General features: G+C 50.1%; 17 protein-coding genes and 1 pseudogene. 6 read left to right on the top strand and 12 right to left on the bottom strand.

The window, feature by feature from the left end:
- Window positions 1-4: 4 nt before the first annotated feature.
- Complete coding sequence (locus tag A3SI_RS12375; RefSeq protein WP_009056358.1) at window positions 5-517, top strand: hypothetical protein; 513 nt, start codon at window positions 5-7, stop codon at window positions 515-517.
- 169 nt (window positions 518-686) lie between these two features.
- Here A3SI_RS12375 and A3SI_RS12370 read toward each other — a convergent pair whose 3' ends face one another.
- From A3SI_RS12370 to A3SI_RS12360, 3 genes are all read right to left on the bottom strand, one after another.
- Window positions 687-2,606 carry an ABC-F family ATP-binding cassette domain-containing protein gene (locus A3SI_RS12370; RefSeq protein WP_009056356.1) on the bottom strand — a complete coding sequence of 640 codons (1,920 nt, stop codon included), beginning with the start codon at window positions 2,604-2,606 and terminating at the stop codon, window positions 687-689.
- 34 nt (window positions 2,607-2,640) lie between these two features.
- The gene (locus A3SI_RS12365) at window positions 2,641-2,880 is read right to left on the bottom strand and encodes a hypothetical protein (RefSeq protein ID WP_009056355.1); all 240 of its coding nucleotides are present in this window, start codon (window positions 2,878-2,880) and stop codon (window positions 2,641-2,643) included.
- 253 nt (window positions 2,881-3,133) lie between these two features.
- Window positions 3,134-4,042 carry a hypothetical protein gene (locus A3SI_RS12360; RefSeq protein WP_009056353.1) on the bottom strand — a complete coding sequence of 303 codons (909 nt, stop codon included), beginning with the start codon at window positions 4,040-4,042 and terminating at the stop codon, window positions 3,134-3,136.
- A 91-nt stretch (window positions 4,043-4,133) separates the two neighbouring features.
- Between A3SI_RS12360 and rbfA the strand changes: the two genes are divergently transcribed.
- The 3 genes from rbfA to A3SI_RS22790 all read left to right on the top strand — a co-directional run bounded on the left by rbfA (window position 4,134) and on the right by A3SI_RS22790 (window position 5,760).
- Complete coding sequence (gene rbfA, locus A3SI_RS12355) at window positions 4,134-4,520, top strand: 30S ribosome-binding factor RbfA (RefSeq protein ID WP_009056352.1); 387 nt, start codon at window positions 4,134-4,136, stop codon at window positions 4,518-4,520.
- 8 nt (window positions 4,521-4,528) lie between these two features.
- Window positions 4,529-5,224, top strand: coding sequence for an ABC transporter permease (locus A3SI_RS22795; protein ID WP_316929192.1), 696 nt, complete (start codon window positions 4,529-4,531; stop codon window positions 5,222-5,224).
- 77 nt (window positions 5,225-5,301) lie between these two features.
- The gene (locus A3SI_RS22790) at window positions 5,302-5,760 is read left to right on the top strand and encodes an ABC transporter permease (RefSeq protein ID WP_316929191.1); all 459 of its coding nucleotides are present in this window, start codon (window positions 5,302-5,304) and stop codon (window positions 5,758-5,760) included.
- A 774-nt stretch (window positions 5,761-6,534) separates the two neighbouring features.
- On the opposite strand, the gene rpiB is transcribed toward A3SI_RS22790, so the two are convergent.
- From rpiB to A3SI_RS12335, 4 genes and pseudogenes are all read right to left on the bottom strand, one after another.
- Window positions 6,535-6,966: a ribose 5-phosphate isomerase B gene (gene rpiB, locus A3SI_RS12345; protein WP_009056351.1), complete on the bottom strand. Its 432-nt coding sequence runs from the start codon at window positions 6,964-6,966 to the stop codon at window positions 6,535-6,537.
- A gap of 18 nt (window positions 6,967-6,984) precedes the next feature.
- Window positions 6,985-7,520: pseudogene (gene tatC / locus A3SI_RS12340) on the bottom strand (twin-arginine translocase subunit TatC).
- Window positions 7,521-7,636: 116 nt separating this feature from the next.
- On the bottom strand, window positions 7,637-7,813 hold the full coding sequence (locus A3SI_RS20935) for a twin-arginine translocase subunit TatC (protein ID WP_238531744.1): 177 nt from the start codon (window positions 7,811-7,813) through the stop codon (window positions 7,637-7,639).
- A 24-nt stretch (window positions 7,814-7,837) separates the two neighbouring features.
- The gene (locus tag A3SI_RS12335; protein ID WP_009056350.1) at window positions 7,838-9,106 is read right to left on the bottom strand and encodes a serine hydroxymethyltransferase; all 1,269 of its coding nucleotides are present in this window, start codon (window positions 9,104-9,106) and stop codon (window positions 7,838-7,840) included.
- 426 nt (window positions 9,107-9,532) lie between these two features.
- Between A3SI_RS12335 and A3SI_RS12330 the strand changes: the two genes are divergently transcribed.
- The gene (locus A3SI_RS12330; RefSeq protein WP_009056348.1) at window positions 9,533-9,907 is read left to right on the top strand and encodes a hypothetical protein; all 375 of its coding nucleotides are present in this window, start codon (window positions 9,533-9,535) and stop codon (window positions 9,905-9,907) included.
- 101 nt (window positions 9,908-10,008) lie between these two features.
- On the opposite strand, the gene A3SI_RS12325 is transcribed toward A3SI_RS12330, so the two are convergent.
- Window positions 10,009-10,260, bottom strand: coding sequence for a hypothetical protein (locus A3SI_RS12325; protein ID WP_009056346.1), 252 nt, complete (start codon window positions 10,258-10,260; stop codon window positions 10,009-10,011).
- A gap of 204 nt (window positions 10,261-10,464) precedes the next feature.
- Between A3SI_RS12325 and A3SI_RS12320 the strand changes: the two genes are divergently transcribed.
- On the top strand, window positions 10,465-11,385 hold the full coding sequence (locus A3SI_RS12320) for an AEC family transporter (protein ID WP_009056343.1): 921 nt from the start codon (window positions 10,465-10,467) through the stop codon (window positions 11,383-11,385).
- Window positions 11,386-11,408: 23 nt separating this feature from the next.
- On the opposite strand, the gene A3SI_RS17625 is transcribed toward A3SI_RS12320, so the two are convergent.
- From A3SI_RS17625 to rsmI, 4 genes are all read right to left on the bottom strand, one after another.
- Window positions 11,409-11,765, bottom strand: a complete 357-nt coding sequence (locus tag A3SI_RS17625; protein ID WP_009056341.1) for a hypothetical protein — start codon at window positions 11,763-11,765, stop codon at window positions 11,409-11,411.
- Window positions 11,766-11,859: 94 nt separating this feature from the next.
- Window positions 11,860-14,421 (bottom strand): AsmA family protein, encoded by a 2,562-nt coding sequence (locus A3SI_RS12315; RefSeq protein ID WP_162098454.1) that lies wholly within the window; start codon window positions 14,419-14,421, stop codon window positions 11,860-11,862.
- A gap of 260 nt (window positions 14,422-14,681) precedes the next feature.
- Window positions 14,682-15,389 carry an inositol monophosphatase family protein gene (locus A3SI_RS12310; protein ID WP_316929190.1) on the bottom strand — a complete coding sequence of 236 codons (708 nt, stop codon included), beginning with the start codon at window positions 15,387-15,389 and terminating at the stop codon, window positions 14,682-14,684.
- A 60-nt stretch (window positions 15,390-15,449) separates the two neighbouring features.
- Window positions 15,450-16,157 carry a 16S rRNA (cytidine(1402)-2'-O)-methyltransferase gene (gene rsmI / locus A3SI_RS12305; RefSeq protein WP_009056335.1) on the bottom strand — a complete coding sequence of 236 codons (708 nt, stop codon included), beginning with the start codon at window positions 16,155-16,157 and terminating at the stop codon, window positions 15,450-15,452.
- Window positions 16,158-16,159 lie beyond the last annotated feature (2 nt).

The following is a 16,159-nucleotide window of genomic DNA, read 5'->3' as shown; positions in this document are numbered from 1 at the left end:
AATTATGAAAAAACTACTTTTAGTCTTCCTTGTGCCCGCACTGCTCTTAATGAGCTGTGGTACCGATGATGAACCCAGAGTTTCTCTTCTCGATGGAAGCTGGACCTTAGAAGATGCCAGCTTTCAAGCGGATGGACGAGTAAATGTGGGTGTATTCCCCATAAACGCACGCTTGGAAGGGGAGACCGTAAGCACAGACCTCATCGTCCGTTTCGATGAAATCTTGGAAACGGTCAGCAGCACAGGAGGCTTCGAAATGGAAGCAGTCCTCTCCACCGGCGGGCAAGAAGCTCCACGCCAAACCCTTCTATTCGATGGGGAAGAATTACTTTCCGGCACGCTGATGCGTGAAGGTGAAGTGCTCACCATAAGCAGCGAAGGCCTCACGATAGAAGCGACCATCCGTACGCTGACACCGAATCGTCTGGTTTTAGAAAGCTCTTCTGACATCGGTGCACTTATCCCTCAAGAACTGCAGGTAGAAACTTTTACCCTCACGCTAAACTTTACGCGTTAAGTGCTCACATAACTTTGGCCCGCTGGGCCAAAGCACCTTTACGAAAAGTCCCCTAACGATTTAATGATAGGGGACTTTTTCGTGCTGTAACCAGGGCAAAAATTGTCAGCAAGTAGCGCAGCGTTACTCCCCAGGATTCTCACCTCCTTACAGGCACCACATACCTGCCTTACAATCCAGCAAGCTCACTCAGCTCTAGCCAGCGAAGCTCAAGGGCGTCGAGTCGTTCGTCCACTTCCTGCAGCCTGCCCGACCATGCTAAAAGGCGCTCATGATCCTCCGTGCCTGCGGAAATTTGTGCGATCAACGTTTCTTTTTCTGCCTGCAGCTCTTCCAACTCCTGAGAAATAGCTTCAAACTCCTGTTTCTCCTTAAAAGTGGCCTTCCTGACAGAGGTGCTCTCCGAGACAGGGGCTGCCACGGGTGCGGGAGTGCTGGCTTCTTTTTGCGCCTCGCGCTTCTGCTCCCGCTGCAGGCGAGCCGCTTCTTCCTTACGCTCGCGTTCTTCTTCGCGCAGGTCGGTGTAATTACCTGGGAAATCCCGGATAAAACCGTTCCCCTCGAAAACGAACAGGTGGTCTACCAGCCGGTCCATGAAGTAACGATCGTGCGAGACGATGAGTAGACAGCCCGGGAAATCATCCAAGAAGCTCTCCAGCGTATTTAAGGTATCGATATCCAGGTCGTTTGTCGGCTCATCGAGAATCAGGAAATTAGGATTCGTGATCAGGACGAGGAGCAGCTGTAAGCGGCGGCGCTCTCCTCCACTCAGCTTAGCGATCGGCGTATGCTGCTGCTTAGGAGGGAAACCAAAGCGGTTTAAGAACTGGGACACGGTGATGGTGGCCCCACCCGCTACGGTGACCACTTCCGCCACCTCCTTCACGGTATCGATAAGTATTTTCGATTCGTCGAAGCGATCCTCCTCTTGGCGGTAATAGCCAAAAACGGTGGTCTGCCCCTTCGTGACAGCCCCTTGGTCAGCTTCGATCAGACCGGTCAGCAGCGACAGAAAGGTCGTTTTTCCTACTCCATTCGGCCCTACGATGCCTACCTTATCGCCTTTTTTAAAGGTGTAGGAAAAGCCATCGATTAATTTTTTATCCCCATACTGCTTGACCACCTTATCCAGCTCCAAGATTTTGCTCCCGAGGCGCTGCGTGGTCAGGCCCAAGCTAAGCTCACGCTCTTCTGTCTTTTTAAAGGCTTTTTCCTTGGTTTGCTCGAAGGCATCCACGCGGTATTTCGCTTTAGTACCACGCGCTTTCGGCTGGCGACGAATCCAGTCCAGCTCCTTCTTGTAGAGGCTCTTGGCCTTTTCCTGCTCCGTCGCCTCCTGCTCCTTTCGCTGTGCCTTTTTCTCTAAGAAATAGCCATAGTTGCCATTATATTTAAAAAGCTGTCGATCATCCAGCTCGAAAATCATATTCGTCACTCGATCGAGAAAATAGCGGTCGTGGGTCACCATAAACAAGCTTAAATTCGCTGTCGAAAGGTATTCTTCCAGCCATTCGATCGTCTCTAGGTCAAGATGGTTCGTCGGTTCATCCAGTAGCAATAGATCCGGCTGGGCGAGCAGGGCGCGTGCCAGTGCGACACGTTTCCGCTGGCCCCCTGAGAGCTTTTCTACCGGCACATCCGTATCATGCAGACCGAGTTTGCCTAAAATCTCTTTTATTTGGTAATCGAAATCCCATGCTTGTAGGCTGTCCATACGATCAAAAAGTGTCTGCAGCAGCTTTTCATCTGCGCGACCATTTTCTGCCTCTAGGGTAGCTTTTTGATACGCTTTGACGACTGCGAGGGCCTCATTCTCTCCCGAGTCGAAAATCGTATCGTAGATGCTCATGCCTGCGGCAAAGGTCGGGTTCTGGTGCACGTAGGCCACGCGAATCCCAGAATTGATCACCACCTCTCCCTTATCGGCAAGCTCTAAACCCATAATAATTTTCATGAGCGTGGACTTACCGGCACCGTTTTGCCCGACGAGGGCAGCCTTCTGTCCCTGGTCTAAACCGAAGGCGATGGAATCGAATAGTACCCGCTCGCCGAAGGATTTCGTGAGACCGGATATGGATAAATAATTCATGCTGCAAATTACACATTAAATCCTGAAAAAAGGATTAATCCTGCCGCTGATACCTCCCTTCTCCGAAAGGGACATAGCGGTCTTGGAGCCAGGGAATGTGGTACATTAACTTTTCGAAGCGGCCCTCCGGATCTAAGATAAGCTCGGGCATCTCCGAACGAATCGCACGCTCGATCCGCATAATCGCAAAGGGTGAGTTCGCCTCTAAAATGCGGCTGGACACTTTATAATTTAAAAAGGGGGTGGCGATTTCCCCATAGGCGTAAGGGCTCATATCGTCTCCGAGGACCCAGAGAGTTTTGCCCTTCAGGCGCGGAGCTCTGCTGCCTGATTCACGGTGTAGAGCACATTTCTGGCAGTGTTTTCCATGTAATAATTAAAGGCAAGGCCCGAAAGCGGGAGGACAAGAAAAAAAAGCAGCTGCCACGCCGGTACGCCAGCGATTCGAGCTGATGAAAAGGAGGGGCTTCGTAGCAAAATACGCCAGCGCAGGCACGACCACCAGCCACTCCATCGCCGAAATATGATTAGACAGCAGAATCGTGGCCACACCGAAAAATAGATAAAGCAGCATGAGTTGTTTTTGTTTTTGCTGATTTACTTGTGTAGCCTCTCTTTACTGATCCGATCGTAAAGCCGAGGATCGCGAAAAATAAAGGCACCGCCAGTACCACAAGGGCCTGCAAGAGGCTCAAGTGATTATACACATCTTTTATCCGCGTCCCGAGGAGAAATTCATGGTAAAAACTGGGCAGTGCATCGATCCAGAAGTAATACAGCGCTAAAAAGCCTAAGGGGAGAAAAAAATTCACCAGGGTCAGCAAGACTTGGTTAAAGGTAAAGCCAGAGATGGTGATTCCCGCGATTAAAAAGAAAGGGAGAAAGACCAGAAAAGGCAGGTGAAAACACGCAGCCATGCCGGCATAGACGCCTAGGAGCGTAGTGGAAGAAAGAGATTCCTCTTGAAGCACGGTCTGGGAAAACAATTGGCCCAGGGCCAAAAGTAAAAAAAAGCTCCCCATCAGCATGGGCGATAGCAGCAGAAACTCTGCATTAAAGGCGTAGATAAAAATCGCCGATAGGGCAGGCACATAGGTAGTTAGCTCAAAGGCGCCATACCGCACCAAAAGGCTATTTAGATAATTCGCTTGTGCGAAAATGAGGAGTAGCGCGATCAGCCGGTGCGGCCATACCTGTGCCGGAAAAAGCCACTGCAGCAGGGTAAAGACCAGGGCAGAAAGGGGCGCGGTGTCATCCACGACTCCCACATAGAGGGTCTGGCCATCTAAGATCCGCTTACCTAAGAGCTCCCAGCCTAACTCTACCTGCAGCTGCCCCAGGGGGAAAACGGTCCACTGAAGGAGGGCTAAAGCCAGTAAAATGCCGAAAAGCGCTAAGGCACGTAGGGGGTCGATAATTTTAAAAAACGTAATCAATTCGTCAATGCCTGCGTTAATAAAGAAAGAGATGATGCGAAATTAACCCTTCATCATTTAATTCACTAAATTTGTCCGCATTAATATACGTATGGAGACGAAGAGACAACAAAAATTCAGCAAGCTGATCCAAAAAGAAATTGGCGAAATTTTTCAGCGGGAGATGAAGCATCTCAGTTCGGGGACGATGATTACGGTGACGCGCGTGCTGATGAGCCCAGATTTAGGCCTGGCGAAGGTATATATAAGTTTTTTGACAGGAAATAAGGAGCAGCTGCTCGACCGTGTACAGGCAGCTAAAAGTGAGTTGCGGAAGCATTTAGGAAATCGCATCGGGAAGTCGGTACGGATAATTCCGGAGCTGGCACTTTTCGGCGATGATTCCGCCACCTATGCCCAGCACATGGATAAGGTGATCTCTTCTTTGGATATTCCAGAAGACGAGGAGGATGAGGACGACGAGAGAGACGCGCGTTAAAAGACCACATGAAGTCAGGAAGCCCTTCTACTTTTATCGCCTACCGCTACTTTCGTAGTAAAAAACGGAAAAATTTCATCAGCATCCTGTCGAATATTTCGATGATCGGGGTGGCTGTAGGCACGATGGCGCTGGTTATCGTGCTTTCCGTGTTTAATGGCCTCGAACAGCTGGTGCGTGGCTTGTACGCCTCCTTCGATGCGGACTTAAAAGTGGAACTGCTGCGCGGCAAATCCTTTATTCCTGATCCAGAGATTCTGGAAACACTTCGCACACATGCCGATATCCAACTGCTCACAGAAGTCATCGAAGACAATGCACTCTTTAAATACGGAGATGCCCAGCACCTGGCACGCCTAAAAGGTGTAAGTGGGGATTACCTGCTGCATGAGCGCTTTGCCAGTGGCTACACCTGGGGAACCTTAGACCTGGGAACGGATGAAAAGCCGCTCGCCGTCGTGGGAAGAGGGGTCGGCTATTTCCTTTCGCTGGACTTACAAAATGAATTCGAACCGCTGCAGGTCTTTTATCCGCGCGCCACAGCACGGGCAGGTTCTATCGACCCCCGACAGCTGTATAATGCAGCCGCGATACGCGCCTCCTCTTTTTTTAGTGTGGAAAAGGAATTTGACGACAGCTACATTATCGCCCCCTTGGGATTTGTGGAGGACCTATTTCGCTATGAGGCCGCAGGACTGCCATAGAAATTCAGGTACGCCCTGGAGCCGCCATCGGCAAACTGAAGCGCGAAATCCAACAGCTCTTCGGGGAAGATTTCAGCGTGAAAGATACCGATGAACAGCATGCCGCGATCCTGCGCACGATAAAAATCGAGAAGCTCTTTGTGTTTATCACGCTCACCTTCATTTTAGCCATCGCCTCCTTTAATATTTTCTTTAGCCTCTCCATGATGGCAATCGAAAAAAAGAAAGATACTGCCTTACTGGTGGCGCTGGGCGCGCCAAAGTCCCTTCTGCGCCGCATTTTTTTAAAGCAGGGTGCCCTTATCGCCAGCACAGGCGCTGGTATCGGCTTGATACTCGGGTTCTTGATATGCTTTCTCCAAGAACAGTTCGGCCTTGTAGGTTTCGGGGTGGAAAGCAGCATCGTCGAATATTATCCCGTAAAAATGATCTGGACGGACTTCCTCTGGACGGGTATCGCAGTGTGTATCATCACTGCACTCGCCTCCTATCGCCCTGCCTGGATCGCTTCACAAGTGGACGCGAAAGGATTATAAGGCGTCTATTTTACGAAAACCTCAATAGAAATCGGCTATTTTTACCTCTTTCGAAAAAAATCACCTCTAAATGCGCACTTTTCTCCATTAAGATTGCGATATTTATAAAATCAAGGCAGTTCGCACAACCTAAATTAACGATAACGCAATAAAATCGACTCTTCATTATTTTTTACGTATTTTTTAAGCTATTTCATTGCTTAATTTTTAAAATATCAATCCTTTTCTTACCTTTACATCATCAAGAAGGACATAAGGTTCTCACAACCAGAAAAAAATAGCTACTCTTGATACCATCTTGTAGGATGTTGAAACTGGCAGACAAGCCCTCCTGTCTCGGGGGTGAAGAGCACAGAATAAAGTAAATAGCGAGCTCGTATTTTACCTAACTGCTTCGTGGAGGTTCGAATCCTTCCCCTACAGCGATAGAGAAAACAGAAGGTTTTCTCCTTATCAAGCGATCAAACATATACTGTAAGGTGTTGAAACTGGCAGACAAGCCCTCCTGTCTCGGGGGTGAGGAGTCCGGAATAAAGCGAACATGGAGCTCGTGTTCTTGCCTAACCGCCTCGTGGAGGTTCGAATCCTTCCCTTACAGCTGGTTATTTTGGGTTTATTGTTAATTGACTAAAGCTGTTAGATTCTGTCTTACAGCTTTTTTTTATGCCCTTTTCTTTTTTTTCTTTGCTTGGCACCACCTCCAAAATTGGCCATAAAAAAAGGCACCTGCAGCTACTACAGGTACCCTAGAAAATCGAATCTCAACTATCGGCTTTAAGAACAAGAAATCTTAGCGACACGCCCAGCATGGCGCCCACCTTCAAAATCCGTACGCAAAAAGGCTTCGACACAAGCTTGCGCCACATCCAAAGAGATGAAGCGTGCCGGCAGGGCGAGAACATTCGCGTCATTATGCTGCCGTGCCAAGCGCGCTAACTCGGGTTCCCATACTAAGGCAGCCCGAATAGCCGCATATTTATTCGCGGTAATCGCTACACCATTGCCACTTCCACAAATTAAAATGCCTTTGTCAAGGGCTCCATCGAGCAACTCCTGACATAAAGGATGTACATGGTCTGGGTAGTCCACAGAAGCATCTGAGAAAGGACCAAAGTCCTTTACCTCATGGCCCTGCTCTTCCAGAACAGCGATTATCGCTTGCTTATAGGAAAATCCTGCATGATCTCCCCCTATTCCAATCTTCATAATGTGTTTACGTATACGTTAAGAGGCTAATTCATCTTTGCGTTTCTTCTCTAGTCGCTTCGCGATCATAATACCGACCTCATATAGCGCCATAATCGGCATCGCGATCAAAATCTGCGATATCACATCTGGTGGCGTAATGATCGCCGCGATAACCAAGATACCCACGATCGCATGGCGACGGTACACCTTTAGCACAGCGGCAGTAATCAGCCCGGACATAGACAGAAAATAAATCACCACCGGCAGCTGAAACATGATCGCTGAAGCTAAGACCAGCATCATCAGCGTGGTCACATAACTGGTGATATCGAATTCATTTAAAATAGACGGATCCAGCTGGTAGTTGGATAAGAAATTTATGGACAAGGGCGAGAGGATAAAATACCCAAAGCTCGCTCCCATAAAAAACAACAAACTAACGAAGAACACCGCCCCACGCGCTGCATTCCGCTCTTTCTCATAAAGCCCTGGCTTATAAAGCGCCAAAACTCCCAGAAAATGTACGGGAACGCCACGATGATGCCGACCACCACACTACTCGTCAAGTGCATGGAAAACTGCCCCGTCATCTGCCGACTCTGTATCGTAAAAGGAAGAGAATCGATGCATAAGGCCGGAATACTCAGCGCCTCAGCCACCCGACATAAGGTCGTGTACGTAATGAACTCTACCTTAGAAGGCCTAGGATCACCTGCCCGAACACGATGCTTTTCGCTAAAAAAGCCACTATTGTTAAAATAAGGACAGCCGCCACAGACCGAAGCAGATGCCAGCGCAGCTGCTCTAAATGGTCTAAAAAGGACATGCCCTCTTCTTCCTCTTCTCTATACTGATCTAATGCCACCTGTTAGCTCCTACCTGTCTGAAATTAATACAAAGGAAATTGTACCATCCACTCATTCACTTCCTTACGAATCGCCGCCAATTCACTTTCGTTGTCATGAGCGACTAGCGCACGGTCTATTAAATCCACGATGCGCTCCATGTCTGCTTCTACTAGACCACGCGTCGTCACTGCCGCTGTACCGACACGCATACCCGAAGTAACGAATGGCGAACGCTTATCGAAAGGAACCATGTTCTTATTAATCGTTATCGCGACCTTACCGAGGGTTTCTTCTGCTAACTTTCCAGTTATCCCCTTGTTCGTTAGGTCGATAAGCATAAGGTGGTTATCCGTTCCGCCAGAAATCAACTGATACCCTTTGGCTACGAAGGCATCAGCCATCACGGAAGCATTTTTCTTCACCTGCACCACATAGTGGAGGTATTCATCGCTTAGGGCTTCGCCAAAGGCCACGGCCTTCGCCGCAATAATATGCTCTAAAGGACCTCCCTGCGTACCCGGGAACACGCCACTATCTAAAAGTGCAGACATTTTGCGCAGCTCACCCTTCGGATTCGTGATGCCAAAAGGATTATCGAAATCTTCACGCATTAAAATCAAGCCCCCTCGAGGACCGCGTAGCGTCTTATGTGTCGTCGTCGTTACAATATGACAGTACTCCAAAGGATCATTTAACAGCCCCTTCGCGATTAAACCCGAAGGATGCGAAATATCTGCTAACAATAGCGCACCCACCTCATCGGCGATCGCACGTAAACGCTCATAATCCCAGTCACGGCTATACGCAGATGCACCACATATTAATAACTTCGGCTTCACCTCTAAAGCTTTTGCCTCTACTTTATCGTAATCGATCAAGCCAGTCTCCTCTTCCACACCATAAAAATGTGGAGAATAGAGTTTACCCGAAAAATTCACCGGAGAACCATGGGTCAAGTGACCTCCATGCGCTAAATCAAAACCCAAAATAGCATCACCAGCCTGTAAACAAGCTAAAAATACGGCCGCATTTGCCTGTGCACCTGAGTGAGGCTGCACATTCGCCCAAGTGGCACCGAATAGCTCCTTCGCTCTGGATATCGCCAACTCCTCTATCTCATCCACTACCTCGCAGCCACCATAATAACGCTTACCCGGTAATCCCTCGGCATACTTATTCGTCAGCACACTGCCACCAGCTTCCATTACCTGCTTACTAGTGAAATTTTCTGACGCGATAAGCTCGATACCTTCCCGCTGACGGGTCTCCTCCTGTGCTATAAGGTCAAATACAACCTGATCTCTTTTCATAATGCAAAATGATTTGAATGTAAAATTAGGGCTATTCGACTATTATTCCAATTTAAACCCCTGAATTAGCCTGAAGAATTCCCGCTGTGTCTCCTAAAAGTAGGCTTGGGCCAAAAGCCTGTAGCTGAGGGCCAAAAACAAAAAAAAAGACTCCGGTACATCCGAAGCCCTTTCCGCATTTTATAGTGTATTAAAAAAGAATTCACAAGATATAAACTCACAGAACCTAGAAAGGTTGACACTAGAATCCATAAAAGTGACTCCTTCGATAGTACCCCATTACGGAAATTGACTACCTTTGTTCAGTTTGTGATATGTAAAAGTACTCATTTGGCCACCGATGCACAAGGTATTACGTATTATTGTAAGAGAGCGGTGAATCTTTGTCAGCATAAGGCCTTTTATTGCCACCTAACGCACGCGAAAATGAACTATAGTTTTACACCAGCCGACTACTCAGACCTCTCTAAAAACAATAACATCTTCGTTAAATTACACTACCCGGAAAGCGCCTGGGGTGAAGAAATTACCATTTATATACACGAACGCCCCACTGGATACGGATTTGACGCAGTAGACTTCTATGGGAATGAAATCCTCATAAGCCCAGAATCCTGCACACAGCCACTCGCTTTAGAAGAGGTCATCCGCATGATCGAAACCCTCGAAGCAGAAGAAGGTCTAGACGCCACAGGAAACCTGGCCCTGACAGTCTCAGGCATCCCCGAGGCTGAAAGCCCCTACTACCCAGAGCTAAAAAAATTCTTCGCCGAAAAAAGAAAACAGTTCGGGCTGCCCTAAACTGCTACACCCTGTCCACCACATTCGCGATAATCATCCACGAGCAAGCGCCGCTAACTCTAGCATCCACTAGCACGCCGTTAACACGAAAAAAAAGCCCCTTAAAAAAAGAGATCGTATGCAGCCACACTGTCTGCCCCGCGAGGAGTCGACTGCATGCCCACACCGTTTAGCTTGCACCAAGCCACATAGGACGCATACGCTATACAGTTCTCTATCACCAAACCCTCATAGCGCACCGACCGAAATGCTTCATTCGGTAACCAAGCCCGTAAATCATTTGCCTGATCGAAATGCAGATGATCCACCGGGATGAACTGCTCGCCATTAATCTGAATTGGAATTACACGCATTGCCTTAATCTTTGACACAAAGGTACATCACCTCACAAGACCACTGAAAGTTAATGGGTTATCTTTCTGTTAAGTCCCAGACGGACGGCATAACCTAAAAGTAGAAAAGAAAAAACACACCCACAGCGGCTTTCTTCCGTATATTTGCGCACAGCGCAAAATTAAATCTCCGACCAAGGCCACTAGCCCTACACGGACAACATTATGGCGAAAATAGCACTCATTTTTATTTCTCTGGGCTTGGGGATGTACCTACGCAAACAGCTCAGAGAGCCAGAAAAACTGGCCAAACTCCTAAACCAATACCTGATCTTCGTGGTGCTGCCCGCCATCGCTCTGAAATACTTGCCCACGCTGCCACTCAGCCCCGAGCTTCTCCTGCCCATCGCAGCAGCATGGCTCAGCTTTCTGCTGGCCTGGGGTTTCTTCCACCTCATCGGCTCCTGGAGAAACTGGGGCCCTGGCACCATCGGCTGCCTAACCCTGACAGGAGGACTCGCGAACACTTCCTTCGTTGGCTTCCCGATTATCGATGCCTTATACGGAACCGAAGGACTAAAAATCGCACTACTGATCGATCAGGCAGGCTCCTTTATCCTGGTCAGCACCCTGGCCGTGATCGTCGCGAACACCTACAGCGCAGCTAAAAGCAGCAAAAGCTCACTAGTCAAAAAGGTGATCACCTTCCCTCCCTTCCTGTTTTTTATCATCGGCATCAGCATGAACCTACTCGAGCTGACCGTACACCCCATCCTCGGTTTTGGACTGGAAACCCTCGCGCAGTCACTAACCCCTGTGGCGCTAGGGGCCGTGGGACTCCAACTGCAAATCGAAAAATCCGCCTTCCGCGACCGACAACTCTGGACAGGTCTGACCTTTAAGCTCCTCCTACTCCCCGCTGGAATCTGGCTTCTTTTCGGAGGCCTTAGCCCTCTCGGAGGTCTTCCGCTTAAAATCACCGTTTTAGAAATGGCTATGGCACCCATGATTACTGGCTCCATCTTGGCCATTTCCTATAACCTAAATCCGCGACTGGCCTCCCTGATGGTAGGCGTGGGCATCCCGCTCAGCTTCCTTACCATCGCGCTCTGGTACTGGGTAGTAGAGTCGTTTATTTTGGCCTGACGGCCAAAACAACCTGCCGCCACCTACTCCTCATTATTCCGCTTCGTCGTATCGGGGACGGTAGCAGGACGATTTCTGCTGCCCCCGATAACCCCTCGGATCAAGTTACGGGCCTCTTCCGCCGCACGCTCACGAGTCTGCTCCACGCGGCGTTCTGCCTCCCTGCGCACACTGTCCTGCACCCGCTCCGCTTCTGCTTTAAGCACTGTTTTTACACTATCCTCCCGCTGACGAAACTCCTCCGTTACACTTCGCTGGAGCTGCTCACGCTCCTGACCGAGTCGCGCACGCACCGCAGAAGCCAAAAGCTGCTCGATACTTCCCTCTCCCGCTAAACCGAAAGTCGGACGTGCATAGGTGCCCCCTATCGATAAGGCCACAGGAATGGGGCATCCTCAGCGATCGTCGCCCCGCTGACTCGTGCCAGCGCCGAATTCAGTTGCTGCCCGAATCGACCGGCTGGGATTTGCAGATTTAGTAAATAACGAATACTTCCGTTATAGGCAGTGCTCCCCTGCAGCCTTGCCTCATAGTCCCAAAGCCGAAGATCAAAGGCTCTACTTCTAGTACACCATTATCGATGGTGATCGGAATGCGCATATTTCGAAAACGTAGCGTTTCTTCCTGACGAAGGCCGATTAGACCACTGATTCCTGAAGTAAACGAAGGGTTTTGGAACGCTGCCTCTAAAATGCGGATAGCGCCCTTCGCATCCAGTGAAGCCATCACCGGCATCATATCCGAAGCTAAAAGCCCGCCGAAAGACAAGTCTGTGGAAAATACACCCTCCAGATGCTGCGCCACAGGAGCTAAAAGTTGAACCGTATTAAACGCTTCGAAAGCCTGCCGAATATCCAAGCGCTCCACCCCGAAGTTAAAATCAAAGCGAGGAGCAGCCAGATCCCGCGGATCATAGCTTCCCGACATACGCACTTGTCCGCCCAAGGTCCTCAAGCCAGCATCTCGAACACGAAGCACACCATCCGCCAGCTGAGCGGTGCCCTGAACAGCCTCCAAACGTAAATTATCATACAGCAGCTCCTCTATGGCCAGGCCAAGCTGAAAGTTTATCGTGCGCGGCAGGGCTAAAACTGTTAACTCGGTGGACTCCGTCGCACTGGCATCTGCGCTAAGCCACTCGTTCGCATTAAAGCGCGCTGAAGCAAGTATAAGTTCACCTCGGAGCACCTCTCCCTCTCGGAAAAGATAGCCCATGTAGTTGCTCAGCGTACCAGAAGCCTCCAGTGGACTCTCTCCTAGCACAGAAGAAAAGCGCTTCAAGGCTATGTTGTCCGGGTTAAAACTGGCCTCTGCCTGCTTGATCTCGACTTTCTGCGGTACATCCGCCGAGCGAAACACAAAATCTGATAGCGTAACGGTGCCGGCATTGTAAAGGGAAGTATAGCGACCCGCTTCTAAGGTGCGCATATCCCCACGAGCGGCGATCTCCCCACCGACACGACCCGCCAGCTGCATGCCTTCCTGAGGGAAAAGCGCCATCAGCGTAGCCAAGTTGGCAGCACCTGAGGCCCGCAGGTCCCAGCTAAGGTTGGAAAGGTCTCTGAACGTCGCCTCCCCGCTAAGTGTTTCTCCATCGATCTGCGCCGACATGCGGGAGACCACCGCCATGAAATCTTCAAAACGCCCGCTGGCACTACCGATACGCGCCTGCACCTGAAGCGCCTCTAACGCAGCAGGGAGATCCTTTCTCCGTACCAAGCCATCTTTCAGTGTGAAGTCAGCCGAAAAAACAGGCAAGGTCTGCAGTGTGCTGTCATAGGTTCCTTTGGCCTCCCCACGCATGCTAAGCTCTCCTCCCAGCGTCAGGTCAGGAATAGGGAAAATAGCCGTCAGCTCCCCGAGATTCAGCCGCCCATCCAGACGCGCCTCCATCGGGAAATCTTTAAAATTCTCGATTTGCAGCTCTGCTGCAAAAGGGTTATCACCAAACAGCATACGGAAATCACTTAATTTCAAGCGCGTGTTCGTCCAGTCGGCTGTCGTATTCGCCAGCACCAGCTCCAGGCCTACATCACGCACTGGCAGCGCAAGGTCCGGAAAGCGGAACATGCCCTCGCTTACACCCAGCTGCACGAGGAAAGCAGGAGTGGCATCATCGGAATAAATTCCATTCACCTCTGCTAAAAACTCGATAGTACCCGCCGTTTCGATAGCCGAAAACTGCTCCGAGTACATGCCGGGGACCAAAGACAGTAAGGTCTTAAAATCACTTTCCCGCGTCCCGGCACGTAGGTCAAAGCCAATTCCCTCCTCAGGAAGCGAGAGGGACCCATCTAAGAAGAAATGAAAGGCATTCAGGTATAAGTCACTGTCCAGGAAGCCAAAGCGCATGGCGTCCAAGTCCACATCTACGGTAGTGGTCCCCTTAAAGTGCTTTTGGGAAAGGTACGAAATGCCCTCATAACGCATATCTGCCAGAAACGCTTCCATACGTAAGGGCATTTCAAAGGTGCTGCTCGTAAAATCTCCCGAACCGAGCGCACGGATCCCACCTAGCGCCATAAAAAAGTCTAGCTCGCGGTCATCGTAGATGACGGAAACATCTTGCAGCTCTAAGACATCGATGCCAATCCGGAAATTACCTGCCTCCACAGGGGCCTCCTCACTTGCTGAGGGCGGGAGAATGTCATAATTTGCCGTCCCATCGGCCAATACCTTCACATAAAGTTCTCCCCCTTTCAGATGGATGCCTGATAGCGTAGGGTAATCACCGAACAGCAGCGACCAAAGCCGAAAGTCCACCTGCAGCTCCTCCACGTGGACGAGTGTATCCCCTCGAAACGGCTCCTCACCGACGATACCGAAATCACCTAAACGAAGCGCCATGTGTGGAAAGCGGCTAAAAAGGCTTAAACTTACCTGCTCCCGGTCATAGTACACCTCTCCGATCACAGCCTCCTGAATGGCCTCATCGACCATCGAGATGATTTTGCCGCGGAAAAGAAAGGGAAGAAGGAGTACGACTAAAAATAGACCTGCTAGGGACAGGCCGAAGATTTTGAGCGCTTTTTTCATGGAAGACATAGCATTTGGTCGAAATTCCTAAAAATAAGCACAAAAGCCGCACCAAAAAACTACTGAAATAGCAGCAGCGCACCTTTCACCAAAGGATGCGCTGCCTGACCAGTCATTTTAGCCCCTCTTTTTAGAAGCAAAACGCCTAGCTTACTGCTCCCAAGCCTCCTGAATCACCGCCAGGACCTCTTGCTGTAGCGCCGGCGTAACCGCGACGATACTCCTTCCATATACATAAGCGGGACCACCGAAGAAATCACTCACCTGCCCCCAGCCTCACGGACAAGCAGCGCACCAGCTGCCACATCATACGCATTTAAATTATACTCAAAATAAGCTTCTACACGCCCGCAGGCCACATAGGCCAGGTCCACCGCCGCACTTCCCATGCGGCGCAGCCCGTGAGAATTCTTCATCATAAATTGCATCACGTGGATGTAAGCCGGCAGCTTATCGAATTCACTATAAGGAAAACCTGTCGCAATCAAAGCCTGCGACAGCGAGGTAGCTGGACTTACACGAATCGCCTTCCCGTTTAGGAAAGCCCCTTGCCCCTTAACGGCATGAAAGCATTCATCGCGATTTACTTCATACACGACCCCGAGCGTCAGCACACCATTTACTTCGAGTGCGATACTGACGGAAAATACAGGAATACCGTGCACGAAATTCGTCGTGCCGTCTAGGGGGTCGATGATCCATTTAATCGCTTGATTCCCCTCCTCGGCGGTACCCTCCTCTGCTAAAAACCCCGCCTCAGGAAGCAGGCCAGAAAGCCCCTCCACGATAATGCGCTCGGCATTTTGGTCCACATAAGAAACCAGGTCATTAAAGCCCTTATGCTCCACATTTTCATAAGAAAAGCTCTCCCGTTCCTTACGGATGTAGGCGCCGGCTTTTTTGGCTACCGCCAAAAGCCCCTCCACTAGGGCGGGCTGCGTATACTTATCCATCATCTTCTGTTTCATCAGCAGCATCTACTGCTAATCTATCCCATTTTTTACTTCTTTTCGGGCGATCTGCACCACTCACCACAGCTCGGGAGCAGCTCCTGCTACGATCAGCACCAGCTCTCCTCGCACCTCCTCGGCTTCAGCACTTGCTGCCAACTCCGCTAAGGTACCGTACCTATTTTCTTCGAACTTTTTCGATAACTCACGACAGAGACAGGCTTCGCGATCGGGACCGAAAACAGCCTCCATCATGCGGAGAGTTTTCGCGATTCGATGCGGCGACTCATAAAAGATCAGGGTGCGTTCCTCCTTTGCTAGACTTTCTAGCTTCCGCTGTTTGCCTTTTTTATGGGGCAGAAAACCCTCGAACACAAACCGATCGTTCGGCAGCCCTGAGTTGACCAGTGCCGGCACGAAAGCCGTAGCTCCCGGCAAGGTAGAGACCCGCAGCCCTGCCTGCACCACAGCCCGTACGAGCAGATATCCGGGATCCGAAATCCCCGGCGTACCGGCATCCGAAATGAGGGCAAAAACCTCTCCGGCGCGCATCCGCTCGATGAGGCGATCCACAGCCTTATGCTCGTTAAAGATGTGATACGCCTGCAGTGGGCGCTGAATAGCGAAATGCTTTAACAGCTTACTACTCGTCCGCGTATCCTCTGCTAAGATAACATCCACCTCCTGAAGCACCTGCACCGCACGATACGTCATGTCCTGCAGGTTACCCACAGGCGTAGGCACTAGAAAGAGCTGTGTGGACGCTTGAATTTCCGCTGAATCCATGG

Source organism: Nitritalea halalkaliphila LW7 (assembly GCF_000265075.1).
GTDB lineage: Bacteria > Bacteroidota > Bacteroidia > Cytophagales > Cyclobacteriaceae > Nitritalea > Nitritalea halalkaliphila.
The sequence above is the reverse complement of the archived record's forward strand: the minus strand, read 5'-3'. Positions and strand labels throughout refer to the sequence as shown.